Source organism: Micromonospora zingiberis (assembly GCF_004331455.1).
Lineage (GTDB): Bacteria > Actinomycetota > Actinomycetes > Mycobacteriales > Micromonosporaceae > Micromonospora > Micromonospora zingiberis.
Genome location: NZ_SJJR01000002.1, coordinates 371,290 through 397,669, shown reverse-complemented (window position 1 = coordinate 397,669; position 26,380 = coordinate 371,290). Strand labels below are relative to the sequence as shown.

Sequence of the window (26,380 nt, the reverse complement as noted above, 5' to 3'; positions counted from 1 at the left end):
TGCTTCAATCCGCGCACAGTTTTCCCGCGACAATCGTGGCGTCGGTTGAAGCAGAGCAAAGGGCGTACTGGAGGGTGTCGCTGCCCGGCGGGAGGGGTCTGGACATTCACATGGCCAGGACGGGTGGGCGGTGCTCGGCGCTGCCGGGGGCGTGGCTGTCGGGGGCGTCTCAGGTCCCGTCCTGGTCGGCGTCGACTCCGAAGTTGATCACGCCGAGGTAGCCGTCGCCCTCCTCGCGCACCGTCAACAGCATGCTGTCGGCGTAGATGGAGTCGTTGTCGTTCAAGGTGTCCCGACCGGTGTGCGCCGCGTACGGCTGGTTCGCGTAGACCTTCGCGTTCAGCGCCTCGTCGAACATCACCTGGGTGGTCAGCACCCGGGCATTGTCGACGTGCACCATCGCGTGGATGTGCACGGTGCGACCCCGGTACCAGCCGGGCCAGATGGTGGTGAACTCGACGATGCCGTCGGCGTTGGTCACCTGGGCCCCCCGCAGGTAGCGCTGATCGTCGGTCGGGGTCAGGTCGGCCATGTCGCCGCCGCCGGAGGCACCGTCAGCCGGGGTGGCGCCGGGCGCCCCGCCCGGACCGCCGCCGGCCGGACCGCCGCTGCCGGGACCGCCCGCGGGTGCCCCACTCGGCGGGGTGCCGCCGCCGGGGGGCATGCCGCCGCCGGAGGCGCCGTTGGCGCCGGACGACTGTGCCTCGGCGCCGGAGTAGAGCCCGGCCGCGTCGCAGTGCCAGATCTCCACCACCGCGTTCGACAACGGCGCGCACTGCTCGCTGTCCTGCAGCCTGATCGCCAACCGCAGCCGTACGCCCTCGCGGTCCTCCCGGATGTCGCTGCGGATCTTGTCGGCGTCGAAGTAGTACGGGCCCTGGGTGGTACTCGCCGCCAGGGTGCAGGTGTTCGCCCCGTCGAACAACGAGGTCAGGTCGCTGGTGGTGGTCGCCTGCGGGGCGATCGTCTCCCCCGTCGACGTGGTCACCGTGCCGCCGCGTGTGCAGGCGGCCAGCAGACCGGCCAGCCCGACCGAACCGATCCCGGCGATCAGCCGCCGCCGGCTGACCCGCTGCCCCTCATGGTCGTCGTACCCCATCGTCGCCTCCTGTCGTGGTCGCTGACCGCGACGGTAGGGACGGAGGATCGGCGCCGGCTTTGCAAAGGTTGTGTGCCCGCTGTGCACCGAGGCCCCCTTCCCGCATCGGGAAGAGGGCCTCGCGGCTCGGTCGGGATCAGCGGGCGCCGAGGTGGGCGAGCAGGTCCTGGCGGGTGAGTACGCCCTTGGGCTTGCCGTCGATCAGCACCAACGCGGCGTCGGACTTCTCCAGCAGGTTCACCGCCTCGCTGACCGGCTGGCCGCCACCGACCATCGGCAGCGGCGCCGCCATGTGCCGCTCGATCGTGTCGTGCAGCTGCGCCTGGCCGGTGAAGAGCGCGTCGAGCAGATCCCGCTCGGCGATCGAGCCGGCCACCTCGCCGGTGACCACCGGCGGCTCGGCCTTGAGCACCGGCAGCTGCGAGACGCCGTACTCCCGCATGTAGTCGACCGCGTCGCGGACCGTCTCCGTCGGGTGTACGTGCACCAGCTCGGGCAGGCCGCCCGGCTTGCTGGCCAGCGCCTCGGCCACGGTCGGCTCGGAGCCGGAGTTGTCGAGGAAGCCGTAGCGGGCCATCCAGCCGTCGTTGAAGATCTTGGAGAGGTAACCCCGGCCACCGTCCGGCAGCAGCACCACGATCACGTCGTCCGGGCCGGCGGAGCGGGCCACCTGGAGCGCGGCCACCGCCGCCATTCCGCAGGAGCCGCCGACCAGCAGCCCTTCCTCGCGGGCCAGCCGCCGGGTCATCTCGAAGGACTGCTTGTCCGAGACCTCGATGATCTCGTCGGCCACGCCACGGTCGTACGTCTCCGGCCAGAAGTCCTCGCCGACCCCCTCCACCAGGTACGGCCGGCCGGTGCCGCCGGAGTAGACCGAACCCTCCGGGTCCGCCCCGATGACCTTGACCGTGCCGCCGGACGCCTCCTTCAGGTACCGCCCGATGCCGGAGATGGTGCCGCCGGTCCCCACCCCCGCGATGAAGTGCGTGATCCGCCCCTCGGTCTGCTTCCACAGCTCCGGGCCGGTGGTCTCGTAGTGCGAACGCGGGTTCGCCGGGTTGGCGTACTGGTTGGGCTTCCAGGCGCCGGGGATCTCCCGGGCCAGCCGGTCGGAGACGTTGTAGTAGGAGCGGGGGTCCTCCGGCGCAACGGCGGTCGGGCAGACCACCACCTCGGCGCCGTACGCCCGCAGCACGTCCTGCTTGTCCTGGCTGACCTTGTCGGGGCAGACGAAGACGCACTTGTAGCCCTTGAGCTGGGCCACCAGGGCCAGCCCGACGCCGGTGTTGCCGCTGGTCGGCTCGACGATGGTGCCACCGGGCCGGAGAATCCCGGCCGCCTCGGCGTCCTCCACCATCCGCAGCGCGATCCGGTCCTTCACCGACCCACCGGGGTTGAGGTACTCCACCTTCGCCAGCACGGTCGCCTGGATGCCCTCGGCGACGTTGCGCAGCCGTACCAGCGGGGTGTTGCCGATCATCTCGACGACGTTGTCGTAGTACTGCACCTCGTTGTGCCCTTCTCCTCCGGCGCCGGCGCCGCAGGCCGGGGCGGGTGACTCCGTGAGATTCCCGCGCCCAGGGTACGTCGGGTCAGGGCACCACGTGCCCGGGGACCACAGAGCTGCGACGTGCCTCCCACTCCAGGAAGCGTTCGGTCTCGGCGAGCACGGCCCCGGCCAGCCAGGTGACCATCACCGCGTCGTCGATCAGCCCGAACACGGTCAGGAACATCTCCGGGACCGCGTCGATCGGGGAGACGATGTACGCCGTCGCCGCCGTCATCATGGCCAGCCGCAGCCCGCCGTCGTACCGTCCTCGGGCGGTGGCGGCGATCATCCTGGGCAACGCGCCGATCCGCGCGCCGAGCGATGGGCCGCCCCGAGCACCGGAGGTCAGGGCCCGGCCCAGGGCCACGAAGGCGGCACCCCGCTTCAACGTCCTAGCCATCGTCGTGCTCCTCTCCACGTGCAGCGTGACGAACCGACGCAACACCCTCAATCAAATACCCAGAGCGGTCGGATTCCAGGCACCGGGGCGCCGTACGCGCACAGCGACACGTCGGACCGGCGCGCTAATGTCGCGGTATGGGGGCCGTTGGTTCTGTCGTACCTGACCGCCCGCGCTGGCAGCGCGCGTGGCGGGTGGCCCGGCTGGCGGCGATCGGCACCGGTGCCGCCACGGTGACGGCCGCAGCCGCCACCGGCGTACTGTTCGGTCAGGCCCGCCAGGCCCGCCGCACCATCCCGATGGCGGAGGCACCCCCACCGCGCTGTGACGGGGTCTACGGTGCGAAGTTTCCCGGCCCGGCCCTGACCATGGTCGTGCTCGGCGACTCCTCCGCCGCCGGATACGGGGTGCACCGTCGGCGGGAGACACCCGGCGCGCTGCTGGCCACCGGGCTGTCCCGGCGGCTCCAGCGTCCCGTACGCCTGCATCGCTTCGCCGTGGTGGGTGCCATCTCGGCCGGCCTGAGGTTCCAGGTCGAGGCGGCCCTGGAGTGCGATCCCGACGTCGCGGTGATCCTGATCGGCGGCAACGACGTGACCAACCGTACGCCGCCCAGCCTGGCCGTACGGCACCTCGTCGAGGGGGTCCGGGCCCTCCGCGCGGCCGGGGCCGAGGTGGTCGTCGGCACCTGCCCCGATCTGGGGGCGATCCGTCCCATCCAGCCGCCGCTGCGGTGGCTGGCCCGCCGGTGGAGCCGCCAGCTCGCCGCCGCGCAGACCATCGCCGTGGTCTCGGCGGGCGGCTGGACGGTCTCCCTCGGCGATCTGCTGGGTCCACGCTTCACCGCCGAACCGGGACGGATGTTCGCCTGGGACCGGTTCCACCCCTCCGCCGAGGGGTACGCGATGGCTGCCGCCGCCATCCTGCCCACGGTGCTCGCCGCGCTCGGTTACGGAGCGGAACGCAGGCCTTCGCCAACGCGCGTCGAAGGCGTACGGTCGTTGCCGAAGGCCGCTCACGAAGCGGCTCGACGTCCGGGCACGGAGGTCAGCGGCACGCAGGTCCGTGGCAGCGAGAGCGGTCCGGGCGGTCGCTGGGCGCAGCTGCGTCGCCGAGGGCTGTTCGGTGTCGGTGCGGTGTCACAGCCGGCCGGCGTCGACTCACCCGCAGTGGAGGAACTCAAATGACCGAGCGGATCAGGCCCCCGCACAACGCGGGCCCGCCCACCGGGGCAACGAGATGAACACCAGGTCGTCCGGAGTCCGGGTGGCCGGCTGGCTGGCCCGTACCGCGGCTGCCTCGCTGGTCGCCGGCACGCTCGGTGGGGCGGCCGTACTCGCCGGACAGGCCGTGCTGGCCCGCAGCCGCCGCTACGCCCAGCCCGAGTTGGGCCTGGCGTTGCGCGCGACGGTGGGCCGCGCCGATGCCCCGCCGCTGCGTCTGGTGCTGCTCGGTGACTCGTCCGCTCTCGGGGTCGGTGTCGATCGCCTCGGCGACACCATCGGCGGGCAGCTGGCCGAGCTTCTCGCGGAAGGGCCGACCGGGCGACGGGTACGCCTGTCCAGCGTCGGTGTCTCCGGTTCGCGCTCCACCGACCTGGCGACCCAGGTGGCTCGGGCTTTGCTGGGCGAACAGCCAGACGTGGCGGTCGTCCTGATCGGGGCGAACGACGCCACCAGCCTGCGCCGTCCGGCCGATGCCGCCGCCTACCTCGGCGCGGCCGTGCACCGGCTACGCCAGGCCGGGGTCGAGGTCGTCGTCGGCACCTGCCCGGACCTCGGCGCGGTACGGGCCATCGCCCCGCCGCTACGTCAGGTCGTCGGCTGGGTCGGCCGCCGGGTCGGCCGGGCCCAGACAAAGGCGGTCCTCGACGCCGGGGGGACGGTGGTCGACCTGGCCACCGAGACCGGTCCGGTCTTCCGCGCCGACGCCGGCACGTTCTGCCACGACGGCTACCACCCCTCCGCCGACGGCTACCGGGTCTGGGCACACGCGCTGCTGCCGGCGGTGGCCGCCGCCGCGGCGGTCACACCCCGCCACTGACCCCTGACCGTACGCCGGCCCGCCGTCCGTGGCGGCAGCTTCCGCCGTAAGTTACTGACGGGTTAACGTTGGGGCATGCCGATTGAGTCGCCCCGCGATGCCGTGATCGTCGCCACCGCCCGCTCGCCCATCGGTCGGGCCCACAAGGGCTCCCTCCGTGACCTACGCCCGGACGACCTCGCCGCCACCATCGTGCAGGCAGCCCTGGACAAGGTCCCGCAGCTCGACCGGCAGGAGATCGACGACCTCTATCTGGGGTGCGGCCTGCCCGGCGGCGAGCAGGGCTTCAACATGGCCCGGGTGGTCGCCATCCTGATGGGCCTCGACCGGCTGCCCGGCGCGACGCTCACCCGCTACTGCGCCTCGTCGTTGCAGACCACCCGGATGGCGATGCACGCGATCCGGGCCGGCGAGGGCGACGTCTTCGTCTCCGCCGGGGTCGAGGCCGTCTCCCGGTACGCCCGGGGCAGCTCGGACGGTCTGCCGGCCGAGGCACAGGCCCTGCTGGGGCGCTGGGAGAACCCACGCTTCGCCGAGGCGCAGCAGCGGTCCGTGGCCCGCGCCGAGGCCGGCGCCCCGGTCTGGACCGACCCACGCGACGAGGGCGCACTCCCCGACGTCTACCTCGCCATGGGGCAAACTGCGGAAAACCTGGCCCAGGTGTACGACGTGTCCCGCGCGGAGATGGACGCGTTCGGCGTACGCAGCCAGAACCTGGCCGAGAAGGCTATCGCGGACGGGTTCTGGGCCCGCGAGATCACTCCCGTCACCACCCCGGACGGCACGGTGGTCAACACCGACGACGGTCCACGCCCGGGGGTGAACCTGGCGGCGGTCTCCACGTTGCAGCCGGTCTTCCGGCCCGACGGTCGGATCACCGCCGGCAACTGCTGCCCGCTCAACGACGGGGCCGCCGCGGTGGTCGTGATGAGCGCCCAGCGGGCGCAGGAGTTGGGGATCACCCCGCTGGCCCGGATCGTCTCCACCGGCGTCACCGCGCTGTCACCGGAGATCATGGGGCTCGGTCCCGTCGAGGCGAGCCGGCAGGCACTCGATCGGGCCGGCATGACCATCGCCGATGTCGATCTCGTCGAGATCAACGAGGCGTTCGCCGCCCAGGTGATCCCGTCGTACCGTCAGCTCGGCATCCCCGAGGAGAAGCTGAACGTGATGGGCGGTGCGATCGCCGTCGGCCACCCGTTCGGGATGACCGGTGCCCGGATCACCGGCACGCTGCTCAACGCCCTGCAGTGGCACGACAAGACCATCGGCCTGGAAACCATGTGTGTCGGCGGTGGCCAGGGCATGGCGATGGTTCTGGAACGCCTCAGCTGACGTTCCGGCCCAGGGTCGTCCTACAGCGCCGCCCGGGTCGCCGCGACCTGGGCGGCGGCTCGGGCCAGGACCTCCGCAGGCGGTCCGGCGGCGAGCAGATCCGCCGCGACGACCCGCAGCTGGTCGGGCAGGGCCAGGTCGTTGTCGAGTCGAGGCACGTCTCGCCGGGGCTGGCCTTCCGCGTCGGCGGTCAGGTTGGCGATCTCCTGCACCAGCCGGTGCACCAGATCGCCTCGGGCCACGTTGCCGCCGGCCGCAACGGCGGACCACCGTGGCTGCTGCCAGTGTCCGACCTGCCGCACCATCAGTTCCACGCCGCGACCCAGATCCACGTCCTGCACATCCGAACCCTATCCATCCCGCCACCCGCCCCGCGCGCCGTGCCGCCGAGCACAGGTCCGGGTGGAAATGACGACGGCGCCCGTCCCCAGTGGGGAGCGGGCGCCGGTCGGTCGCTGGGCGGCGCGGTCAGTCGTCGCCCTGGAAGTAGCTCAGCAGTCGAAGGATCTCGATGTAGAGCCAGATCAGGCTGACCAGGATGCCGAACGCGGCGACCCAGGAGTACCGCTGCGGCAGCCCCATCCGGACGCCGTCCTCGACCTCCTTGAAGCTGAGTACGAAGCTCAGCGAGGCGACCACGATGCAGATCAGGCTGAAGCCGATGGCCCACGGGCCACCGTCACGCAGGCCGGTGTTCACGCCGAACAACGCCAACACGAAGTTGATCATCATGACGGCGAACAGGCCCGCCATCACCGCGATCAGACCCTTGGTGAACTTCGGCGTGGCCCGGATGACCCGCGCCTTGTAGAGCATGGTCATCACGAAGAAGACGCCGAAGGTGGCGACGACCGCCTGGATGACGATGCCCGGGTAGCGCGCCTCGAAGAACTTGCTGACCGCGCCGACGAGGACGCCCTCGACGAGGGCGTACGCGACGACCAGCGCCGGGTTCGCCATCCGGGAGAACGAGATGATCAGACCGAGCACCAGACCGACGACGGCCGCGCCGATCCAGGCAACGCCGAGCAGCGCGTCGGGCACCAACATCCAGGCCGCTGCGGCGGAAACGCCGACGATGGCCAGGAGCGTCACCGTCTTGACCACCACGTCGTCGATCGACATGGGGGTGACCGCCGGCGGCGCGGAGGGGTAGCCCGGCGCGCCGGGGTAGCCGACCTGCGGCGGGTACTGCTGGGGGTAGCCGGGCTGTCCGTACGGCCCGGTCGGGGCGTACCCGGCGGCCCGCTCCCGCTCGGCCGCCTGGCCGAGCCGAGCGAGTACCGGGTTCGAAGTCTTCACTGTCTGGCCTCCCTAAGGGGGTCGTGGCACGTCAACGCGCGCTATAAGAGTAAACGGCCGGAACAGCCCGTTGGACGTCGGAAAGCTGAGGGAACGCTGAGAGTGCCCGGGGCGGGGGTCGAACCCGCACGCCTTGCGGCAGCCGCTTTTAAGGCGGCCGTGTCTGCCGTTCCACCACCCGGGCGGGTGACCCCGACGCGCCGGCACGCGCGGTGCAGTGCCACGGTAGCGGTTTCCCGGCCGGTACGGCGTCCCGTGCGACGAGCACCCCCGCGCCAGACCCCGTACGGCAGGTCGTGCATCCGCCCCCGGCCAGCGACCAGCCGGGGGCGGATACAGGTGTTAAAAGGGGACCCCTTCTCTACCGGAGACGTTAAGAAGGTGCCCTTCCTTACTTACGGGAGGCTTCGGCGAACTCCTCGCGGGGGTCGTGTAGCTGGCCGAGGGCGACCACCTCGCGCTTGAGGACGAACGCCAGCGTCCAGTCGACCACCACCCGGATCTTGCGGTTGAACGAGGGAATCCGGCTCATGTGGTACGTACGGTGCATGAACCAGGCGGGCCAGCCGGTCATCTTGATGCCGTAGACCTGCGCCACCCCCTTGTGCAGGCCCAGGCTCGCCACACTGCCCGCGTGCTTGTGCTTGTAGTCCACCGGCTGCCGACCTCGAACCACGGCGACGATGTTGTCCGCCAGCCGCTGCGCCTGGCGTACGGCGTGCTGCGCGCTCGGCGAGCAGTAGTTGCCCGGCGGCTTGGTCAGGTCCGGTACGGCCGCACAGTCGCCGGCACTCCACGCCCCCTCGACCACCCGGTCCCCGTCGACCACCTGAAGCGTCGGCAGGCAGGTGACCCGGCGCCGGTCATCGCGCGGGAAGTCGGTCGCGTCCAGCATCGGCGAGGGCTTCACCCCGGCGGTCCAGACGATGGTGTCGGAGCTGAAGCTGTCCCCGTCGGAGAGCTTGACCACCCCGTCGACACAGGACTCCAGGCGGGTGTCGAGCCGGATGTCCATGTCCCGCTTCAGCAACTGCTGCACCGTGTAGGCGCCCATGTCCCGATCGACCTCGGGCAGCACCCGTTGGGTGGCCTCCACCAGCACCCACCGCATGTCCGACGTCTTCAGCTCGGGGTAGTACCGCAGGGCGTCCCGGGCCATGTCCTCCATCTCGGCCAACGCCTCGATGCCGGCGTAGCCACCACCGACGAAGACGAAGGTCAGGGCCCGGCGGCGCACCTCTGGGTCGGTGGTGGCAGCGGCCACATCCAACTGCTCCAGCACGTGGTTGCGCAGGTAGATGGCCTCACCGATGGTCTTGAACCCGATCCCGTGCTCGTGCAGGCCGGGAATCGGCAGGGTCCGGGAGACCGAGCCGGGGGCGACCACGACATGGTCGTACGTGATCTCCCGGGGCGGGCCGACGATCGGCTGGACGGTGGCGGTCTTGCGGTCGTGCTCGATTCGGGTCACCGCGCCGGCCACCACCGTGCACCGGCGCAACTCGCGACGCAGCGGCACCACGGAGTGCCGCGGGGAGATGTTTCCCGCCGATGCTTCCGGCAGGAACGGCTGGTACGTCATGTGCGGCTGGGGGTCGACGACGATCACCTCAGCCTCACGGGAGCTGAGCTTCTTCGACAGGCGCAGCGCCGCGTAGAGACCAACGTGCCCGGCGCCCACCACAAGGATCCGCTTCGGATTCACGCCTACCATCTTTCCCCCACCGGCGGCACTAATCCCGCTCGCGGCCCCCTTCTGTGACCGAGCACAACCTCCCTGTGACCTGAGCAACCCAGCCCACTCGGAACACTTCCAACGCGCCGGTAACGCCGCCGCGACCGACCCCTTCCGGCCCTGCTGTCACCGGCGTCTCAGCAGCCAGGCCAGCAACGCTGTCACCGCGAGCGCGACCAGCAGACCGGCGATCGTGGCGGACTGCCAGCCCGCTGCGCCACCGCGAATCCGGCTCAGTTCCAACAGCAGCACCCCGAGCACCGACGTGGCGAGCAACACTGCGCCGGTACGCGTGAGCCAACGCACGATGAGATCCGGATCCACCACCGCGTCGTACGGCAGCACCGCGACCAGCGCGCAGAGCGTGTGCGTGAGATAGAGCAGCACCGCCACGGCCATCAGCCGCCACAGCGCGATGGGCCGGCCGTACCCGTCGGTGGCCAGCAGCCAGCCGCCGATGGTGACCAGCGCGGCGAAGGTCGGCCAGAACCGGCGCGGCGCCAGCGCCGGCAACGCCGCCACCCCCAGCAGGGCGGGCAGCGCCTGCCCCGCGACGACCTCGGCCGGGTACGCCAGCAGCAGCCCCGCCAGCGAGCTGAGGAAAATCCCCAACCGGACCAGCACCGGGGCCAACGTGATCCGGCCAGTCGCCGTCCGCAGCGCCCGAACCCGGCCGGTGAGCGACTCGATCACTGGGCCGATCCTTCGCTCGCGACTGCGGGACTCCGCTGCGCTGCGTTCCTCGCGCTCACCGGGCCAGTCCTTCGCTCGCGACTGCGGGACTCCGCTGCGCTGCGTTCCTCGCGCTCACCGGCCACCGACCCTTGGGGCGGTTGCCAGCCGGGCCACGTCGCGCAGCACCTGGTCGAGGCTGCCGGCGCCGGCCCACGGCACGACCGGCACGCCGTGCTCACGCAACTGGGCGATCATCGTGTCCCGATCCAGCCGCCACAGCCGGTACGCCACCTCGGCCCAGCCCCGATCCTTCGGCGGCGACAGGTCGGCCGGCAGGGTGTCCACGGCGACCACGAACCGTCCCGAACGGGCCAACCGGGCCAACATCTGTGCCGACCGTTCCTCCAGCAGCGGCGTGAGCACCACCACCAGCGCGTCGGCGGAGAGCAGTTGCGGGCCGAACACCTGGTCGTAGGGTTCGTGCGGGGAGAACTGGGCCTTCACGTCCAACAGCCACTCCAGGACGGTCAGGTACTGCCGCCGGCCGGTGGCCGGGCGCAACCGCCGGGCACTCGGACCGTACTCAAGAAGCGCCACCCGGTCGCCCCGGTGCAGGTAGTGCTCGGCGATGGCGGCGGCGGCCCGGACGGTGGTGTCCAGCACCGACGCCGTGCCGGTGATGCCACCGGAACGACCCGCCTCGGCGAGCACGTCGAGCAGGACGACCACCTCGGCGTCCCGATCGGAGAGGGTGGCCGCCACGTGCAGTTGCCGGGCGCGTAGCGACACCCGCCAGTCGATCCGGCGCAGCCGGTCGCCGGGGGCGAAGACCCGTACGCCGGCCAACTCGCCGCCTTCACCGGCCCGCCGCGAGTGGTGCGCGCCGACCAGCCCGGCCGCCCGGGGCATCGCGTTGACCGCCTCGAACGGCTCGGTCTTCGGGTACACCCGGTTGACGACCGGCTCGGCGATCACCGCGCGGGAGACCAGCAGGCCCTGCGCGGCGGCGACCCGCGCGCCGGCCGGGCCGAGCTGGTGCCGCCCCCAGCGCAGCGCGGCGCCGGTCAGCTCAAGGTCGACTGCGGTGTCCGGGGTCACCGAGGTGACGAACGGTCGGTCGACGACCGACCGTCGACCACCGCTGCGGCCGGCGACGGCTCCACCGGCGAGACTGGCCCGTTCGACCCGCAGCCAGGGCGAGACCCGGGTACGGACCACCGCCACGTCGTACGGCACCGCGCCCGGGTTGCCGACGCTGACCCGCCCGGTCAGCTCGCCCCCCTCCACCAGGTGTCCCTCGTCGGCGGTCACCCACACCTGAGGCAGTTCGGTGGGCCGGCGGCGCAACGCGTACGCGGTGCCGAGCGCGAACGGGGCGGCCAGCACGACCAGGTCCACCCGGCCGAGTAGCACCGCCGCCACCAGCAGCAGGCCGGTGAGCAGCACCGCTCGCCCGAGTGCCCAGGTGGGCGCCCAGTTGGCCGGTGCCGGTCGGTCCGGAAGACTCACGTCGGGTCAGTGCCCCTGCCGCCCGGCGGCGTAGCTGGGCAACGCACCGCTGGCCGGCGCCGGGGTCTGGTCGAGGACCTCACCGACCACGAAGGACGGATCGACGCGACGCAGCCACATCTCCGGCCGCAGCGTGATCCGGTGCGCCAGCGCTGGTGCCGCCACGTCCTTGACGTCCTCCGGCACCACATAGTCCCGTCCGGAGAGCACGGCCCGCACCCGGGCCAGCAGCAGCAACGCCAGCGAGCCACGCGGCGAGGCACCGACCAGCACCGAGGGGTGTTCCCGGGTGGCCGCGGTGAGCGCCACGATGTAGCGACCGACCGAGTCCTCGACCACCACGTCCTCCAGCGCCGCCTGCATGGCCCGCAGCGTCGCCGCGTCGACCACCGGTTTGATGTCGGCCTCCTCGCGGCGGCGGGCCATCCGGCGGCGCAGCACCTCCCACTCTTCCTCCTGCTCCGGGTAGCCGAACGACACCCGCAGCAGGAACCGGTCCAGCTGCGCCTCCGGCAGCGGATAGGTGCCCTCGTACTCGATGGGGTTGGCGGTGGCCAGCACGTGGAACGGCTCGTCCAGCCGGTAGGTCACCCCCTCCACCGAGACCTGCTTCTCCTGCATCGCCTCCAGCAGGGCCGACTGCGTCTTCGGCGGGGTCCGGTTGATCTCGTCGGCGAGCAGCAGGTTCGTGAAGACCGGCCCGGCCCGGAAGGTGAAGTCGCCGCTGCGCTGGTCGTAGAGGAAGGAGCCGGTGACATCGGCGGGCAGCAGATCGGGGGTGAACTGGAGGCGACGGAAGTCCAACCCGAGCGCCTGCGCGAAGGACCGGGCGGTGAGCGTCTTACCCAGGCCGGGCAGATCCTCCAGCAGCACGTGACCACCGGCGAGGATGCCGGCGAGCACCAGTTCCAGGGCATCCCGCTTGCCGACCACGACCTGGCCCACCGCGTCCAGTACCGCCCGGGCGAGGTTACCGACCTCGGTGGGAGGCATGGTCCGGACGGCGTCGTTCATCAGATCTTCTCCAGTTCGGCGACGATCGCCGCGAGGTCGCGCGGCGAGGGGGTGCGGCGAGGCGGGGTCTCCAGAAACAGCCACAGACGGTCGCCCAGCAGGGCGCGGGCCCGGGCCGGATCCGACTCGCGGGTCACCCCGTGCTTGAGGCGTAACCGCTCGTCGGCCAACTCCGCGAGCCGAGGCAGGATCACCCCGGTGAAGCGTTCGGACCGGGTCTTCGACCATTCCAGCGGCAGTTCCCAGCCGTTGATGGCGGTACGGAGCGCGTCCCGGGCGTCCCAGTTGTACATGCCGTCCTCCTCGCCGCGCGGACGCGAGGTGGACGACTGCGTGGATGTCGGCGGCGGGGCGAGCAGGGCCACGATGCGACGTACCAGCAGCAGCGTGACCACCGCGGCCACCAGCACCAGTAGGGACACCCGCAGGCCGACCGCGCGCAGCCCGGCGACGAGTACCACGGTCGCGGCGGCGGCGACACCGATGAGAGCGACCAGCGACCGCAGCCGGCCACCACGACGCTGCTCCGGCTGGACCGGCCGCTCCTCCTCGAAGGTGAGCAGGTCGTCGATGCTGGTCCTGCTCACGCCGTCACCTGCTCCACCGTGGCGGTGAGTTCGCCGCGCAACCGGCGCAGCGCGGCGCGGGCCTGGTCGCGGGTGCGTTCGTCGACCGGCCGGGTGGCGTAGCGGGCCTCCCGGTACACGTGCGCGAACTCGGCCAGCACGTCGGCGCTGACGATGGCCGGTACGCCGGCGGACGGGTCGCCGCGCAGCAGCCGGGTGACCAGGTCGGTCGGGGTGTCGCCGGTCAGCCGGGGTACTCCTGCGGCGGCGGCGGCCTCTTCGAGGCGTACCCAGCAGGCGATCACGGCGGTACGCGGATCGGTGGCCCGGTCGTCCAGATCGACCAGACCGGCATCGACGGCGGCGACGACCTCCCGCGCGGTGCCTTCGGCGCTGCGTCGAGCCGGGCGGGCCGGCAACCGGCGGGTGACCCGCCGCGCCACTCCCCGCGCCACCGACCAGGCCAGATAGCCGATGGCCGCGAGCAGCGCCGCCCCGAGCAACACCAGCGCCACCGTGCCGAGCCAGGAAGGGATCTCGGTACGGGTCTGCTCGGCGGCTTCGCGCGGCTCGGCGGGAATCGAGGGCCGTGCCTCGTCGGTCGGGTATTCCAGCACGAACGGCGCGTCCTGCACGGCGGGCGGGATCCGACTCGCGCCGATCGAGGAGTGCGAGGCGGCCAGGGCGACGGCGGCAAGCAACGCGGCCACCACCGTGACCGGCCACCACCTGCGCACGAGGTCCATCCGGCCTACCTCCGGGCCACCGGGGCGTACGGCGGGCAAGTGACCGTCCCGTCCGTCATCGCCACCGCCCCGCAGCCTCAGTCCACCCCGGCCAACCGCTTCGCCCGGGCGAACACATCGTCCAGCATCTCTGGTGTGAGCCGCCCGGTGAAGGTGTTCTGCTGGCTGACGTGGTAGCAACCGAGCAATTCCGGAACGGCCGTGCCGGACCAGTGTGCCCCATGGCCGAACGACGGTCGCGGGCTGGGCGCGGCGACACCGTAGACGTCCCGCAACACCGGCCACCACGCGGCCCAGGCGAAGGCACCCAACGCAACCACCACCCGCAACGTCGGGCGGACCAGGGCTACCTCCCGATGCAGCCACGGTGCACAGGTGTCCCGCTCGACGGGGGTGGGCTTGTTGTCCGGCGGCGCACAGCGCACGGCGGCGAAGATCCGTGTCTGCCGCAGGGTCAGCCCGTCGTCGGCGGCCACGCTGGTCGGTTGGTTGGCCAGGCCGGCGCGGTGCAACGCGGCGAACAGCACGTCGCCGGAACGGTCACCGGTGAAGATGCGCCCGGTGCGGTTGCCACCGTGCGCCGCCGGGGCCAGACCGAGGATCGCGATCCGGGCCGTGGGGTCACCGAAGCCGGGCACCGGCCGCCCCCAGTACACCTGGTCGCGGAAGGCGGCCCGCTTCGTGCGCGCCACCTCCTCCCGCCACTGGACCAACCGGGGGCAGGCGTAACAATCGGTGACAGCCGCGTCGAGGTCAGCCAGGTCGGTCGCCCGCGCGGCGCGGGCGACCACATCGGCGGGCGTACGCGGCTCAGCCAAGCTTCGCCCGGAACAGTTCGAGGCTGCGGGCCCAGGCACTGGTCGCCGCACGCTGGTCGAACTTCTCCGGCCGGTCCTCGTTGAAGAAGGCGTGCGCGGTGCCCGGGTAGTCGTGCAGGTGGCAGGTGCCGCCGGCGTTCTCGATGGCCCGGCGTACGGTCTGCACGCCCGGGTCGGCCGAGGTGCCGTCCGCCTCGGAGCAGTGCACGAGCGCGTCCTTGCCGGCGTAGTCCGTCCACTCCGAACGCATGCCCTCCCACGGCAGGCGGGGGTAGAACGCGGCGGTGGCGACGATCCGCTCGGAGAAGCTCGCGGCCCACAGCGCCAGGCTGGCCCCGGCGCAGAAGCCGGCACAGCCGATCTTGCCGGTGACCTCGGTCCGGCCGGCCAGGTAGTCGGCGGCCACCGCGATCTCCCGCGCCGCCTCGTCCATCTGCGGCCCGTTCAGCATCTGCCGGGGCTCGCTCGGCTTGCCGGCCGGTTCACCGTGACGGAAGTCCGGGGCGAGCGCGACGAAGCCGGCCTCGGCGAACCGGTCCACCACCGACCGGATGTGCGGCACCAGCCCCCACCAGTCCTGAATGACGATTACCGCAGGGCTGGCCGTGCCGGTGGCGGGTATCGCGAGGTAGCCCTCACCTGTACCGCCATCGCCACGGTAGGTCACCATCTCGCCCATCGGCCCGTCCTCCTAGCGGTCAGTCATCGTTGGCTGGTCGCCCAGTGGTCCCACGTGCGCGTAGCCTGCCACGCGGTGACCTCCGCCGGAAGATGCCGGAACAGTGGCATTCACCTCCCGTTCGCATCCGGCCCGGTCAGCGGCCAGCGGCCGGTCAACGGGCGAGACTCCAGGCGATGCCGTCGAGGATGTCGTGCTCCGACGCGACCACCGCATCCATCCCGGCGCGTTCCATGATCACGCGAAGCACCAGCGCACCGGCGCCGATCACGTCGGCCCGACCCGGGTGCATCACCGGAATCGCCAGCCGCTGCTCCCGGGTCATCGCCAACAGTTGCGCGGTCACCTCCGCCACCCGGTCGTACGACACCCGGGCGTGGTGGATGCGGGTCGGGTCGTACTCGGTGAGCCCTTGCGCGATGGCGACGACGGTGGTGACCGAACCGGCGAGCCCGACCAGGGTGGCGGCCTCGCGGCCCGGCACGACGGTCAGCGCCCGGTCGACCGCCGCCGCGATGTCCGCCTGCGCGGCGGCGATCTCGTCCAGGCCGGGCGGATCGCCGTGCAGGTGCCGCTCGGTCATCCGGACGCAGCCGATGTCCATCGAGATCGCCGCCTGTACGCCCGCGTCACGGCTGCCGACGACGAACTCCGTCGAACCGCCACCGATGTCCACCACCAGGTACGGCGACCGCGCGTCGGCGGGCAGCCCACGCACCGCACCGGTGAACGAGAGCCGGGCCTCCTCGTCGCCGCTGACCACCTCCGGCGGTACGCCCAGGGTCTGTTCCACCATGGCCCGGAAGTCGGCCGCGTTCTCGGCATCCCGAGTGGCCGAGGTGGCGCACATCCGGACCCGCTCGGCACCGAGCTTGCCGATATCGTCGGCGTAGTCGGCCAGCGCGATCCGGGTCCGTTCGATCGCCTCCGGAGCCAGCCGGCCGGTAGCGTCCACTCCCTGCCCCAGCCGGACGATCTCCATCCGCCGCCGCAGGTCGACCAGGGGCTCGGCCGGCCCGGCCGCCGGGTCGGGCAGGTCAGCGACCAGCAGGCGGATCGAATTGGTGCCGCAGTCGATGGCAGCCACGCGCGTCGTCACGACAGTCACCCTACAGCGCCACCGTGCCCCGACCGCCCACTCGCCGATCACGTCTCACCTGCCGCTCCACCCCCTTCGCGACCAGCCGAATCACCGGCCCGCCGACCGTTCCTCGCCCAGCCGACGAATCGGTCGAACAGCGCCCCCGGCTCGGGACCGTCGTGTGGGTTCAGGTGGTAGAGGTCGCGCATGGCCTCGTACATCAGCCCGGCAAGGTAGATCGTCAGGCCGGCGGGGTTCCGGTCGAACTCGCCCCAGAGCAGGAGTCGCGCCTGGGCGCAGGGCCATGGTTGCCCGTCGGCCCGACAGCACCACATCGGTCGTAGCGGAGTGTGCGGGACGTTCGACCCGATGGCATGCGGATGCTCGGGGTGCGGGCCCCGACCTGGCTGCGCGAGCCGAGTAGTGATCATCGGTGTCCACCGTTCGCCCGCCACTGCTGGCCCGGGGTCAGCCAGCCGGGCCGGCCGGGGCGCTGCAACGGCAACGGCTGGGTGGGCTCGCGCAGCCACTCGGGCAGGTGAGTGCCACGTCGGCGGCGCGGCAGGACGGTGAGGACCACCGTAGGGCAGAGAAACGGACGGGTACGCACATCGACCTCCATCGCACGGGGGATCGGGAGGGGCCGCCCCGGTAACGGGGGAAGTCCAGGGGCGGCCCCGACACGAAACCCGCCCCGTCCCTTCCTGGATAGGAGCGGATCCGTTGTGCCAAAGTCTGCATAGGACCGCACGGGCGTCGATAGGTGCTCGCGTCATCTGCGCAGGTCGCGGCGGTTGTAGGGCCGGCTTGAAGGGCCGTCTGGCGGAATTGGGCAGAGGTGAGGAATTGATGGGCAACGCGATCGACTACGTACGCGAGGAACTGCGCCTGCTCCGGGCCCACCTCCGGATGAGCCAGGACGATTTCGGACGGGTCATCGGCTATTCCGGCTCACACGTCAGCTCGGTCGAGACCGGTGGCCGACCACCCACGAAGGACTACATGCTCGCCGTCGATCGCGCGCACGACCCTGCCTTCGACCCGGATGCGGCGGAAGGCCGGTTCGGCCGAATGCTCCGCGAGTTGTCGAAGCTGGAGCAGACACCGTCATGGCTGCGGGAATGGATTGAGCTGGAACGGGAGGCAGCCCTACTGCGCTGGTACGAGCCGGCCTTCGTGCCGGGCATCTTCCAGACCGAGGCATACGCCCGCGGCATGATGGACAACGGCCTGCTTCTACCCGACCAGATCGACCAACGGGTCGCGTCCCGGCTGGACCGGCAGTCGATCCTCACCCGGGACGTGCCGGTGCCGGTGGTGGCGGCGCTCGACGCGATGGTGCTCCGGCGCGGCATCATCGGCCGCCCCGACACCATGCGGGAGCAGCTCGAACAACTGGTCAAGATCTCCGAGCTGCCTCATGTCCAAATCCTCGTGGTGCCGGCGGAGACCGGGATCTACCCTGGGTTGCAGGGAGGCTTCATCCTGGCCACGCTGAGCGACGGCTCAGTGGTGGCGCACCTCGACCACCAGGTCCGGGCGCAGATCGTGAACCACACCGAAGATCTGGCCACCCTGCAACGGACCTGGGAGGCGGTCCGTGGTGAGGCGCTCCCCCGCAGACAGTCCCTCGAACTGATCAAGGAAGCGGCGCAGACATGGACATGACAGCGGCCAGGTGGCGCAAGTCGACCTACTCCGGGACCAACGGCGGCTCGTGCGTGGAGGTAGCGGACAATCTGACCGGCGTCGTCCTCGTCCGCGACACAAAGGACCGGAACGGCGGCACGCTGGCCTTCACCCCGACCTCCTGGGCGAGCTTCGTCGGGCTGACAAAGGAGATCGGCCCGACCGCCTAACCTCCCGCCCCCGAAGCCCTCGCCCAGCCGAGGGCTTCGACGCGTGTTGGCCCGCTGCGGAAACGACCCAACCCCACCAACCCTCTCGGCCCCTCGCCCTCGCCCTCGCCGCTCGCCCCTGGCCTCCCGCCCTTGGCCCTTGGCCCTTGGCCCTGGGGTCCTGGGGTCCTGGGGTCCTGGGGTCCTGGGGTCCTGTCGAGCTGACTGCATCAACGGATCACCCGGTCTGGTCGGCCCGGCGGCCGGCCCTCGGTCGGCGGCGCACACCCGGCGACTCCGTCCGCGTACGGTGGCCGTCTCCTGAGCGACCGCGAGAGCGCAAACGGCTCAGCTCGACAGGGCCCGAAGCGGTGACCCTCACCCGGCCACCCGGCGGGCGTGGGCGCAGGCGTGGACGCGGGCGTGGGCCGGGGCGCGGGCATCCCGCTAGGCGGAGTCAGAGGCGCAGCAGCATCCGGGTGTTGCCCAGGGTGTTCGGCTTGACCCGTTCCAGGTCGAGGAACTCGGCAACACCCTCGTCGTAGGAGCGCAGCAGTTGTTCGTAGACCGGGTGTGGCACCGGCGCCCCGTCGATTTCGGTGAAGCCGAACGAGCCGAAGAAGCTGGTCTCGAAGGTCAGTACGAAGATCCGGGCCACGCCCAGTTCCCGGGCCGCCTCGATCAGCTCGGCGACGATCCGGTGCCCGATCCGCCGCCCCCGGCAGCTCGGATCCACGGCCACGGTGCGGATCTCGGCCAGGTCCTCCCACATCACGTGCAGCGCGCCGCAGCCCACCACCGCGCCGTCGGTGACCCGGCTGGCCACCCGGAACTCCTGCACGTCCTCGTAGAGGGTGACGGTGGCCTTGCTGAGCAGTCGACGGTCGTCGGTGTAGGTGTCCACCAGTCGCCGGATGGCGCGCACGTCGGCGGTGCGGGCCCGCCGGATCACGATGTCGTCGGAGGTCACCACGGCCGGGGTTGCCTCGGTGGTCACTCGGCCTCCGGCACGTCCACGCAGCGACCCGCCGCCCACCAGGGCTCGACCAGTTCCAGGGTCTCGTCCCCGAACGGGTTGACCCTGGGCCCGGCACCGAGCGCGTGGCCGAGGTGCACGTGCAGGCACTTGACCCGGCCGGGCATGCCGCCGGCCGACACACCCGCGATCTCGGGGACCTCGGCGATCGCGTCCCGGCGGGTCAGGTAGTCCTCGTGCGCGGCGCGGTAGCGGGCCGCCAGCTCCGGGTCGGTGGCCAGCCGGTCCGCCATCTCGCGCATCAACCCGGCCGACTCCAGCCGGCTGCACGCCGCCGTCGCCCGAGGGCAGGTCAGGTAGTACAACGTCGGGAACGGGGTGCCGTCGGCCAGCCGGGGGGTCGTCTCCACCACGTCGGGCAGGCCACACGGGCAGCGGTGGGCCACCGCCCGGGTGCCGCGCGGCGGGCGTCCGAGCTGCGCGGCCACGGCGGCCAGGTCGGCCTCGGTGGCCGGCTCACGCTTCGGCGGGGGTACGGAGGCAGCCGCCGGCTCCTGCGGTGGTACGACAGTCACGGTGCCATTCTTTCGTTCGGTGCTCACTCGTCGAGCTGCGAGTCGGTCTGCCCGGTGGGTTGCGCGGCGTCGGCGGCCCGCACGCTCGACCAGAGGGTGTCGTACCAGGCGTCCGGCGGGGCCGGAGGGCTCGGGTCGCCCCCGGCACCGGCGTCCCGGGCGGCGCCGGCCGGATCCTCAAGCAGGATCACCATTTTCTCGCCGGGCCGGTGCATGAAGAACCGCTCCCGGGCCTTGGTCTTGATGTACGCCTCGTCGTCCCACTTCGCCGCCTGCTCGGCCAGTTCCGCGATCAGCTCCCGCTGGGCCGCCTGCGCGGCCTCCATCCGTTCGATGTCGGCCTGCTGGTCCAGGTAGACCCGGACCGGGTAGGTGTAGGCGAGCGCCAGCGCGATCAGCACCGCGATGAGCACGGTGGCGCGTCCGGTGAGACCTCGGGGTCGGGGGGCGGCCAGCCGGGTCACCCCGCCAGCCGCCGCCCGCCTGGCGGCAGGGCGCTTGGCGGAGCGTACGCCCTCGGCACCGCGAGCCGTCGACGGTGCGCGACCGGCGGCGGTACGCGACTCCGCGCGGACCCCGCTGTCGCGCACCGTGCCGCGGCCGGTGCCGGGCCGGCCGGTGCGACCCGGCCGGCGGACCGGACGCTGACCACCTGGCGTGCGGCGCTGCTGCATCACACCCCTCCCCCGAGGTCTCGCATGGATCAGGCGGAACGGTAACGCGGGAAGGCGCCCGCGCCGGCGTACCGCGCCGCGTCGGCCAGTTCCTCCTCGATGCGCAGCAACTGGTTGTACTTGGCCACCCGGTCCGAGCGGGCCGGGGCACCGGTCTTGATCTGGCCGCAGCCGGTGGCCACCGCGAGGTCGGCGATGGTGGTGTCCTCAGTTTCCCCGGAGCGGTGGCTCATCATGCACTTGAAGCCGGCCCGGTGGGCCAGGTCGACGGCGTCCAGCGTCTCGGTCAGCGAACCGATCTGGTTGACCTTCACCAGCACCGCGTTGGCGGCCTTCTCGGCGATGCCCCGGGCGATGCGCTGCGGGTTGGTGACGAACAGGTCGTCGCCGACGATCTGAACCCGGTCACCGATCGCGGCGGTCAGCGTCTGCCAGCCCGTCCAGTCGTCCTCGGCCAGCGGGTCCTCGATCGACACGATCGGGTACGCGTCGGCGAGCTTGGTGTAGTACTCGCTCATCTCCTCGGCGGTCTTGGCGACCCCCTCGAAGGTGTAGCTGCCGTTGGCGAAGAACTCGGTGGCGGCCACGTCCAGGGCGAAGACGATGTCGGTGCCGAGGGTGTAGCCGGCCTTCTCCACCGCCTCGGCGATCAGGTCCAGCGCGGCGGCGTTGGTGGGCAGGTTCGGCGCGAAGCCGCCCTCGTCGCCGAGCCCGGTCGACAGGTCCTTCTTCTTCAGCACCGACTTCAGTGCGTGGTAGACCTCGGCACCGGAGCGCAGCGCCTCGCGGAAGCTGGGCGCGCCGATCGGCGCGATCATGAACTCCTGGATGTCGACGTTGCTGTCGGCGTGCGCCCCACCGTTGAGAATGTTCATCATCGGCACCGGCAGCAGGTGCGCGTTCGGCCCGCCCAGGTAGCGGAAGAGGCTCAGCTCGGCGCTGCCGGCCGCGGCCTTGGCCACCGCCAACGACACCCCGAGGATGGCGTTGGCGCCCAGCTCGGCCTTGTTGTCGGTGCCGTCGATGTCCAGCATCTTCTGGTCGATGACCCGCTGCTCGCTGGCCTCGTAGCCGATCAGCTGGTCGACGATCCGGTCCTCGATGTTGGCGACCGCCTTCTCCACTCCCTTGCCCAGGTAGCGGCCCTTGTCACCGTCGCGCAGCTCGATCGCCTCGAAGGCGCCGGTCGAGGCGCCGGAGGGCACCGCCGCGCGGGAGATCGTGCCGTCGTCGAGCCCGACCTCGACCTCGACGGTCGGGTTGCCCCGCGAGTCCAGGATCTCCCGAGCCTCGATTACCTCGATGGTTGCCACTGAGTCGCTCCTCGTTGTGTGGTCTCGTCCGGTATCGGCCGCGACGGTGCGGCTGAGGCAAGTGTTGAACGCAGCGTATCGGTCCCCGCCGGCCCGCACCGCGACCGGGCGGCCCTGCGACCCCCGATTCGGGTAGGGACGGGTCGGACATTCCCGGATTCTCGTGCGTCAACCGGCAACGAGTTTGCGCGAGTGGGACCTGATCGATCAGGCTGGGCGCCATGCCCGCCGCCTCGACCACCCTTCGTACGATCGCCGCGTCGGCCATCGCGTTGCTCACCGTCACTGGCTGTCAGGCCCTGGACGACGCCGGGCGGGCGATGGGACGGGCCGACATCGTCAACGACCTGGCCGCCCGGATGGATCGGGCGCTGGGGCTGACCTACTCGGCGGAGTATCAGCTCGGTGGCGGGCGGACCGCCCTGATCGTCCAGGCCCAGGACCCGGCCCGGTCCGCGTACCAGTGGCCCGGCGGGAAGTTGACCGTCACGGCCGAGGCGACCACCCACTGCGACGCCGAAGGCGAACGCACGACGTGCACCCTGGACGCGCCGCCGGCCGCCAACAGCAAGCCCTCGGTGGTCGTCTTCGCCGCCGCCGAACGGGAGGGTCAGGTGACCCCACCGATGGTGATGGGACTGTTGACCACCGCCGCCCTGGACCCGGGAGCAGTCATCACCCAGAGCGACACCACGGTCGCCGGCCTCCTGGCCACCTGCGTCGACGTACGGCAGGACGGCGAACACTTCTCCGCCTGCGTGACCGGGGAGGGCGCGCTGGGCAGCTTCACCGGCCGGATCGACGGCGAACCGGTGGAGCTGGCGCTGAGCCGCTACCAGGAGCAGGTCGACGGTGCCGCCTTCGAGCTGCCGCCGGGTGCCGGCATCGTGGACCGACGTCCCGACTCCTGAGTCTCACACCCCCAGCAGGGTGCGCAGGTGGCGCGGCGGCGGACAGTTGTGGGCCAGCATCTCGTCGTGCCAGTCGCGTAGCGACACCTCGGCCGGGCGGGCGGCGGCGATCTCCGCCACCTCGCTGTATCCGACGAAGTAGGTCGACAGCTGGGTGGAGGTGAGCAGGGCCCGGCGCCACTTGCCCGCCGCCTCGCCCTCCTCCTGGAAGCCGCGCCCGGTCAGCAGCGCCATCGCCTCGGTCTCGGGCAGTTCCTCGGCGTGCACCAGCTGGTCGAGCAGCGCGTTGAGGGTCATCCGCAGCTGCATCTTCAGTTGCTGCAACCGCACCGGCAGGCCGCCGAAGCCGTGCTCGGCCATCAGCTGTTCGGCGTAGACCGCCCAGCCCTCCAGGAACGGGCCGGAGCGGGTCAGGGCCCGGACCCGGGTGGAGCCGACGTGCCGGCGGGCGTGGGCGAGCTGGAGGAAATGCCCCGGCATCGCCTCGTGCACGGTCAGGTTCCGGATCATGTGATCGTTGTATTCGCGATAGAACGAGATCGTTCGACTGGCCGGCCAGTCCGCCGGGGTGGGCGCGATGCAGTAGAACGTCGGCAGGTCAGCCGTTTCCAGCGCACCGGGCGCGTCGCAGTAGGCCACCGCCACGCCCCGGGCGAACTCCGGCATCACCTGGATCACGCACGGGTCGTCGGGCACCGTGACCAGGTCGTGGGCGCGGACGAAGTCGCTCGCCTCGTCCATGGTGATCGAGGCCAGGTCCACGATGGTGTGGTCGTCCGGGTGCTCGGCGGCGAGCAGGTCCAGGGCTCGGCGTACCGTCTCGTCGTCGGCCGGACCCCCGACCAGCTCGACGGCTGCGGCGCGCAGTTCCTGGCTGACCCGGTCCAGGTTGGCCCAGGCCCGACGTTGGATCTCGGCCGCGCCCAGTTCGGTGTCGAGGGCGTACCACAGCCGCGCCTCCCACCTGCGCCGGCCGAGTCGCGGATCGCGGCCGGGCCCGGGGTCGGCGGCCAGACCGACGCGCAGCCAGGCGACGAACTCCTCCAGCGCGGCGATCGCCCCGGTGGCGGCCGGTTCCACCGCGCCGAGCAGCGCGGGTGCCTGGGCGAGCAGCGCCGGCACCTCGTCGCGGATCAACGCCGCGGTGCCGGTGAACTGCCCCACCGCCGTCTCGGCGTGGATGCGGGGCAGCTCCCGCAACGTCGCACGCGCGGTGGCCAACGCGTCCGGTACGGCGGCGAGCCGGCCGGCCAGCGCGGTCAGCCGCTGCTCCGCTGGGGCGTACGGCCGGGCGAGAAGCCCGTGCAGCAGCGGCCCCGGATTGTGCACGAGCGGGTTCCACTCGCGTTCGCGGATCTCGGTCAGCTCGAACAGTTGCCGGTCGACCAGCGTGGCGAGCAGTGCATGATCCACCCGCTCCTCGACGTCCAGGGAATCCGGGTCGATCTCACACAGCACACTCGCCGCGTCGACCAACATCGCCCGGTCCGCGGCCACGGCATCGTCGGAGAGATCCGGCAGCCGATCGTCGTACCGGTGGTCCCCCACCGCACTGGCCACCCCAGGCCGACTGACCAGCAGCGCCTCGACGATCCGCTCCGCCACCACCCCAAACCGCTCCACCCACCCCACCCTACCCACCCCACCCCCACCCCCGCTCCCGTCCGGTTGATCAAGAGGTTTGCGTCTCGGGCGGCCCGAAACCAGACGCAAACCTCTTGATCAACTCGGGTCGGTGGGGGGTGGGGTGGGGGAGGTGGTCGGGGGGAGGGTTTGGGCGTAGGTGAGGGTGGTGTGGCGGAGGGCGGATTCGGGATCCAGGCCGGCTTGGCGGGCCTGGGCCACGGCGGCCAGGAGGGTGGCGCCCAGAGTGGACTCGGGGGTCGGCTGGGTCTCGGGGGGAGGGAGCGGGAGGGTACGACCAGCGCGGGCGGCGCGATCGAGGATCGTCGTGGCCAGGGCCAGCGCGGGTTGGCTGAGCGCGACGCCGTCGAGCACCGACGTGCGGGACTTCTCGGCCTGCTTGATCCGCTCCCAGTTCGCGGTGATCTCCTCCAGGCTGCCCGCCTCGGCACCGGCGAAGACGTGCGGATTGCGCCGGATCATCTTGTCGACCAGCCCACCGGCCACGTCGTCGACGTTCCACCGCTCGCCCTCGGGCAGTTCCTCGGCCAACCGGGCGTGCAGCACCACCTGGAGCAGCACGTCACCCAGTTCCTCGCGCAGCGCGTCGGTGTCCGAGGCAACGATCGCGTCGTACGCCTCGTAGCACTCCTCAAGCAGGAACCCGGCCAGGCTCTGGTGGGTCTGCGCCCGCTTCCACGGGTCACCGCCGGGCGAGAGCAGCCGGTCCAGCACCGCCACCGCGTCGAGCAGTCGGGCGCCCGGCGGATCCCACGAGCCGTACATCAACTCCAGTTCGGCCAGCCCTGGCTCCCGGGCCAGCCGCAGACCCAGCTCCCGGGCCAGCGCCTCGTCGCCGGCCGGGCCGGCCAGCCAGACCACGGTGTCGTGGGTCGCCGCCGCGGCCAGCAACGCCGGCACCGCCGGGCCGTCCGGCACCCGCACCTGCCCACCCGCCGAGCGGATGGCCGTGGCCAGCTCACTCTCCGCGCCGGCAAACACCACAGCGGTGCGTACGACGTCCCAGGCGGCCGCCGTCAGCAGACCGGCCGGCAACCGGGGCGAGGTCACCAGCAGGACGATCCGCGGCATGCTCAGCCGTCGGTCGGGCCGGCCGCGGTCGGCACCGGCTTCGGGGTGGAGACGTCGGTGACCGCCCCGGAGGCCGGCTCACCGAGCGGCACGCCCACCGCGACGATCGGGGTCTGACCGGAGAAGCTCAGCACCGGGAACACCAGCGGCCGGTAGCGGGGATTGACCGTCACGTCGTACGCCTCGACCGCCTCCGCCAGCGAGTTACGGTTCGCCAGGGCGTAGCGCAACTGCTCGCCGTCGAGCTGGGCGGCGGCCTGCTCGACGCTCACCTCGGCCGGCACCGCGCCGGCCCGCTTGCCGGCGTCGACCAGCTCGGCCAACTCCTGCTCGGTCGGAGCGACCGGCTCGCCGATCGGAATGCCGGACAGGCAGCCGTACAGCTCGGCGGTGCGGCGCACGTACTCGGTCTCCGGGTTCAGACCGGCACCCTGGGCGATCTGCGCGGGATCGACCTCGCGCTGGGCCCGGTAGCCCTCGGCGGCGGACACTCGTTCGCACACCTCGCCGAGCACCAAGACGCTCACCACGTCGCTGCGCCCGGGTAGCCGTGGTGCCTGCCCCGGCAGCATCTCGTCCGCCTCGGTCGGTGCCGGGTTCTTCGCCCGCGCATCGTCGATGACCTCGGTGACGGCGTCCTCGGTGATCCGGTGGTCACCGACATAGGCGGCGACACCGGGCTCGGAACGACAACCGGAGAGGGCGACGAGACCGACCGCCACGCTGGCGACGGCGACAAGACGGCGAGCACGCATGCCCGTCACTCTCTCATGCCCCTGCCTGCCCTGCGTGGGAGGGTTCCGCCGGAGCCCAGCCGAGCCCGCCGG

General features: G+C 71.7%; 29 protein-coding genes and 1 tRNA gene. 6 read left to right on the top strand and 24 right to left on the bottom strand.

Annotated elements, in window-relative coordinates:
- Positions 1-169: 169 nt before the first annotated feature.
- From E0H26_RS04865 to E0H26_RS04855, 3 genes are all read right to left on the bottom strand, one after another.
- Entirely contained in the window at positions 170-1,099 is a 930-nt protein-coding gene (locus tag E0H26_RS04865) for a peptidase associated/transthyretin-like domain-containing protein (protein WP_131301225.1), read from the bottom strand.
- A 136-nt stretch (positions 1,100-1,235) separates the two neighbouring features.
- Complete coding sequence (locus E0H26_RS04860) at positions 1,236-2,606, bottom strand: cystathionine beta-synthase (protein ID WP_131301223.1); 1,371 nt, start codon at positions 2,604-2,606, stop codon at positions 1,236-1,238.
- 85 nt (positions 2,607-2,691) lie between these two features.
- The gene (locus tag E0H26_RS04855; RefSeq protein WP_131301221.1) at positions 2,692-3,048 is read right to left on the bottom strand and encodes a YkvA family protein; all 357 of its coding nucleotides are present in this window, start codon (positions 3,046-3,048) and stop codon (positions 2,692-2,694) included.
- A 137-nt stretch (positions 3,049-3,185) separates the two neighbouring features.
- Between E0H26_RS04855 and E0H26_RS04850 the strand changes: the two genes are divergently transcribed.
- The 3 genes from E0H26_RS04850 to E0H26_RS04840 all read left to right on the top strand — a co-directional run bounded on the left by E0H26_RS04850 (position 3,186) and on the right by E0H26_RS04840 (position 6,426).
- The gene (locus E0H26_RS04850; protein WP_131301219.1) at positions 3,186-4,235 is read left to right on the top strand and encodes an SGNH/GDSL hydrolase family protein; all 1,050 of its coding nucleotides are present in this window, start codon (positions 3,186-3,188) and stop codon (positions 4,233-4,235) included.
- A 52-nt stretch (positions 4,236-4,287) separates the two neighbouring features.
- Positions 4,288-5,091 (top strand): SGNH/GDSL hydrolase family protein, encoded by an 804-nt coding sequence (locus tag E0H26_RS04845; protein ID WP_131301217.1) that lies wholly within the window; start codon positions 4,288-4,290, stop codon positions 5,089-5,091.
- 75 nt (positions 5,092-5,166) lie between these two features.
- Positions 5,167-6,426, top strand: coding sequence for an acetyl-CoA C-acetyltransferase (locus tag E0H26_RS04840; RefSeq protein ID WP_131301215.1), 1,260 nt, complete (start codon positions 5,167-5,169; stop codon positions 6,424-6,426).
- 20 nt (positions 6,427-6,446) lie between these two features.
- On the opposite strand, the gene E0H26_RS04835 is transcribed toward E0H26_RS04840, so the two are convergent.
- The 14 genes from E0H26_RS04835 to E0H26_RS04770 all read right to left on the bottom strand — a co-directional run bounded on the left by E0H26_RS04835 (position 6,447) and on the right by E0H26_RS04770 (position 17,161).
- The gene (locus tag E0H26_RS04835; protein WP_240742019.1) at positions 6,447-6,731 is read right to left on the bottom strand and encodes a hypothetical protein; all 285 of its coding nucleotides are present in this window, start codon (positions 6,729-6,731) and stop codon (positions 6,447-6,449) included.
- A gap of 163 nt (positions 6,732-6,894) precedes the next feature.
- Positions 6,895-7,728, bottom strand: a complete 834-nt coding sequence (locus tag E0H26_RS04830) for a Bax inhibitor-1/YccA family protein (protein WP_131301213.1) — start codon at positions 7,726-7,728, stop codon at positions 6,895-6,897.
- Between the two features lie 103 nt (positions 7,729-7,831).
- Positions 7,832-7,912: transfer RNA gene (locus E0H26_RS04825), tRNA-Leu, on the bottom strand.
- 207 nt (positions 7,913-8,119) lie between these two features.
- Positions 8,120-9,433, bottom strand: a complete 1,314-nt coding sequence (locus tag E0H26_RS04820) for an NAD(P)/FAD-dependent oxidoreductase (protein WP_131301211.1) — start codon at positions 9,431-9,433, stop codon at positions 8,120-8,122.
- 156 nt (positions 9,434-9,589) lie between these two features.
- Positions 9,590-10,153, bottom strand: coding sequence for a hypothetical protein (locus E0H26_RS04815; RefSeq protein ID WP_131301464.1), 564 nt, complete (start codon positions 10,151-10,153; stop codon positions 9,590-9,592).
- Between the two features lie 117 nt (positions 10,154-10,270).
- Positions 10,271-11,647 carry a DUF58 domain-containing protein gene (locus E0H26_RS04810; RefSeq protein ID WP_131301209.1) on the bottom strand — a complete coding sequence of 459 codons (1,377 nt, stop codon included), beginning with the start codon at positions 11,645-11,647 and terminating at the stop codon, positions 10,271-10,273.
- A 6-nt stretch (positions 11,648-11,653) separates the two neighbouring features.
- Positions 11,654-12,661: an AAA family ATPase gene (locus E0H26_RS04805; RefSeq protein WP_131301207.1), complete on the bottom strand. Its 1,008-nt coding sequence runs from the start codon at positions 12,659-12,661 to the stop codon at positions 11,654-11,656.
- Positions 12,661-13,248 carry a hypothetical protein gene (locus E0H26_RS04800; protein ID WP_131301205.1) on the bottom strand — a complete coding sequence of 196 codons (588 nt, stop codon included), beginning with the start codon at positions 13,246-13,248 and terminating at the stop codon, positions 12,661-12,663. Before E0H26_RS04800 ends, E0H26_RS04805 begins: the two co-directional genes overlap by 1 nt.
- Positions 13,245-13,973: a DUF4129 domain-containing protein gene (locus E0H26_RS04795; RefSeq protein ID WP_131301203.1), complete on the bottom strand. Its 729-nt coding sequence runs from the start codon at positions 13,971-13,973 to the stop codon at positions 13,245-13,247. The genes E0H26_RS04800 and E0H26_RS04795 overlap by 4 nt, the downstream gene beginning before the upstream one ends.
- Before the next feature lie 77 nt (positions 13,974-14,050).
- Positions 14,051-14,791 carry a uracil-DNA glycosylase gene (locus E0H26_RS04790; protein ID WP_420812782.1) on the bottom strand — a complete coding sequence of 247 codons (741 nt, stop codon included), beginning with the start codon at positions 14,789-14,791 and terminating at the stop codon, positions 14,051-14,053.
- Positions 14,784-15,470, bottom strand: a complete 687-nt coding sequence (locus E0H26_RS04785; protein WP_131301201.1) for a dienelactone hydrolase family protein — start codon at positions 15,468-15,470, stop codon at positions 14,784-14,786. The genes E0H26_RS04790 and E0H26_RS04785 overlap by 8 nt, the downstream gene beginning before the upstream one ends.
- A 154-nt stretch (positions 15,471-15,624) precedes the next feature.
- Complete coding sequence (locus tag E0H26_RS04780) at positions 15,625-16,557, bottom strand: Ppx/GppA phosphatase family protein (RefSeq protein ID WP_131301460.1); 933 nt, start codon at positions 16,555-16,557, stop codon at positions 15,625-15,627.
- A gap of 59 nt (positions 16,558-16,616) precedes the next feature.
- Entirely contained in the window at positions 16,617-16,982 is a 366-nt protein-coding gene (locus E0H26_RS04775; protein WP_240742007.1) for a hypothetical protein, read from the bottom strand.
- Positions 16,979-17,161 carry a hypothetical protein gene (locus tag E0H26_RS04770; RefSeq protein ID WP_131301199.1) on the bottom strand — a complete coding sequence of 61 codons (183 nt, stop codon included), beginning with the start codon at positions 17,159-17,161 and terminating at the stop codon, positions 16,979-16,981. Before E0H26_RS04770 ends, E0H26_RS04775 begins: the two co-directional genes overlap by 4 nt.
- Positions 17,162-17,400: 239 nt before the next feature.
- Between E0H26_RS04770 and E0H26_RS04765 the strand changes: the two genes are divergently transcribed.
- Both E0H26_RS04765 and E0H26_RS04760 read left to right on the top strand, forming a co-directional pair.
- Positions 17,401-18,219, top strand: a complete 819-nt coding sequence (locus tag E0H26_RS04765; protein WP_131301197.1) for a helix-turn-helix domain-containing protein — start codon at positions 17,401-17,403, stop codon at positions 18,217-18,219.
- Entirely contained in the window at positions 18,210-18,410 is a 201-nt protein-coding gene (locus E0H26_RS04760; RefSeq protein WP_131301194.1) for a DUF397 domain-containing protein, read from the top strand. Before E0H26_RS04765 ends, E0H26_RS04760 begins: the two co-directional genes overlap by 10 nt.
- A gap of 436 nt (positions 18,411-18,846) precedes the next feature.
- Here E0H26_RS04760 and E0H26_RS04755 read toward each other — a convergent pair whose 3' ends face one another.
- The 4 genes from E0H26_RS04755 to eno are packed head-to-tail and all read right to left on the bottom strand — an operon-like array spanning position 18,847 to position 21,927.
- Positions 18,847-19,362 (bottom strand): amino-acid N-acetyltransferase, encoded by a 516-nt coding sequence (locus E0H26_RS04755; RefSeq protein WP_206024890.1) that lies wholly within the window; start codon positions 19,360-19,362, stop codon positions 18,847-18,849.
- Positions 19,363-19,382: 20 nt separating this feature from the next.
- Positions 19,383-19,940: a DUF501 domain-containing protein gene (locus tag E0H26_RS04750; protein WP_131301192.1), complete on the bottom strand. Its 558-nt coding sequence runs from the start codon at positions 19,938-19,940 to the stop codon at positions 19,383-19,385.
- A 23-nt stretch (positions 19,941-19,963) separates the two neighbouring features.
- Positions 19,964-20,614, bottom strand: coding sequence for an FtsB family cell division protein (locus E0H26_RS04745; RefSeq protein ID WP_131301190.1), 651 nt, complete (start codon positions 20,612-20,614; stop codon positions 19,964-19,966).
- A 29-nt stretch (positions 20,615-20,643) separates the two neighbouring features.
- The gene (eno, locus tag E0H26_RS04740; protein ID WP_131301188.1) at positions 20,644-21,927 is read right to left on the bottom strand and encodes a phosphopyruvate hydratase; all 1,284 of its coding nucleotides are present in this window, start codon (positions 21,925-21,927) and stop codon (positions 20,644-20,646) included.
- 221 nt (positions 21,928-22,148) lie between these two features.
- Between eno and E0H26_RS04735 the strand changes: the two genes are divergently transcribed.
- The gene (locus tag E0H26_RS04735) at positions 22,149-22,838 is read left to right on the top strand and encodes a hypothetical protein (RefSeq protein ID WP_131301186.1); all 690 of its coding nucleotides are present in this window, start codon (positions 22,149-22,151) and stop codon (positions 22,836-22,838) included.
- 3 nt (positions 22,839-22,841) lie between these two features.
- Here E0H26_RS04735 and E0H26_RS04730 read toward each other — a convergent pair whose 3' ends face one another.
- From E0H26_RS04730 to E0H26_RS04720, 3 genes are all read right to left on the bottom strand, one after another.
- Positions 22,842-24,461: a DUF885 domain-containing protein gene (locus tag E0H26_RS04730; RefSeq protein WP_131301184.1), complete on the bottom strand. Its 1,620-nt coding sequence runs from the start codon at positions 24,459-24,461 to the stop codon at positions 22,842-22,844.
- A 99-nt stretch (positions 24,462-24,560) separates the two neighbouring features.
- Positions 24,561-25,553 carry a nucleoside triphosphate pyrophosphohydrolase gene (locus E0H26_RS04725; protein WP_131301182.1) on the bottom strand — a complete coding sequence of 331 codons (993 nt, stop codon included), beginning with the start codon at positions 25,551-25,553 and terminating at the stop codon, positions 24,561-24,563.
- A gap of 2 nt (positions 25,554-25,555) precedes the next feature.
- The gene (locus E0H26_RS04720) at positions 25,556-26,308 is read right to left on the bottom strand and encodes a hypothetical protein (RefSeq protein WP_131301180.1); all 753 of its coding nucleotides are present in this window, start codon (positions 26,306-26,308) and stop codon (positions 25,556-25,558) included.
- Positions 26,309-26,380 lie beyond the last annotated feature (72 nt).

Excerpts from the sequence above, each read along its gene's own strand:
- E0H26_RS04805 (WP_131301207.1), bottom strand. The coding sequence starts at position 12,661 with ATGAACGACGCCGTCCGGACCATGCCTCCCACCGAGGTCGGTAACCTC.
- E0H26_RS04835 (WP_240742019.1), bottom strand. The coding sequence starts at position 6,731 with ATGGTGCGGCAGGTCGGACACTGGCAGCAGCCACGGTGGTCCGCCGTT.
- E0H26_RS04845 (WP_131301217.1), top strand. The coding sequence starts at position 4,288 with ATGAACACCAGGTCGTCCGGAGTCCGGGTGGCCGGCTGGCTGGCCCGT.
- E0H26_RS04745 (WP_131301190.1), bottom strand. The coding sequence starts at position 20,614 with ATGCAGCAGCGCCGCACGCCAGGTGGTCAGCGTCCGGTCCGCCGGCCG.
- E0H26_RS04850 (WP_131301219.1), top strand. The coding sequence starts at position 3,186 with ATGGGGGCCGTTGGTTCTGTCGTACCTGACCGCCCGCGCTGGCAGCGC.
- E0H26_RS04775 (WP_240742007.1), bottom strand. The coding sequence starts at position 16,982 with ATGATCACTACTCGGCTCGCGCAGCCAGGTCGGGGCCCGCACCCCGAG.
- E0H26_RS04735 (WP_131301186.1), top strand. The coding sequence starts at position 22,149 with ATGCCCGCCGCCTCGACCACCCTTCGTACGATCGCCGCGTCGGCCATC.
- E0H26_RS04785 (WP_131301201.1), bottom strand. The coding sequence starts at position 15,470 with ATGGGCGAGATGGTGACCTACCGTGGCGATGGCGGTACAGGTGAGGGC.
- E0H26_RS04795 (WP_131301203.1), bottom strand. The coding sequence starts at position 13,973 with ATGGACCTCGTGCGCAGGTGGTGGCCGGTCACGGTGGTGGCCGCGTTG.
- E0H26_RS04725 (WP_131301182.1), bottom strand. The coding sequence starts at position 25,553 with ATGCCGCGGATCGTCCTGCTGGTGACCTCGCCCCGGTTGCCGGCCGGT.
- E0H26_RS04865 (WP_131301225.1), bottom strand. The coding sequence starts at position 1,099 with ATGGGGTACGACGACCATGAGGGGCAGCGGGTCAGCCGGCGGCGGCTG.
- E0H26_RS04720 (WP_131301180.1), bottom strand. The coding sequence starts at position 26,308 with ATGCGTGCTCGCCGTCTTGTCGCCGTCGCCAGCGTGGCGGTCGGTCTC.
- E0H26_RS04840 (WP_131301215.1), top strand. The coding sequence starts at position 5,167 with ATGCCGATTGAGTCGCCCCGCGATGCCGTGATCGTCGCCACCGCCCGC.
- E0H26_RS04855 (WP_131301221.1), bottom strand. The coding sequence starts at position 3,048 with ATGGCTAGGACGTTGAAGCGGGGTGCCGCCTTCGTGGCCCTGGGCCGG.
- E0H26_RS04760 (WP_131301194.1), top strand. The coding sequence starts at position 18,210 with ATGGACATGACAGCGGCCAGGTGGCGCAAGTCGACCTACTCCGGGACC.
- E0H26_RS04765 (WP_131301197.1), top strand. The coding sequence starts at position 17,401 with ATGGGCAACGCGATCGACTACGTACGCGAGGAACTGCGCCTGCTCCGG.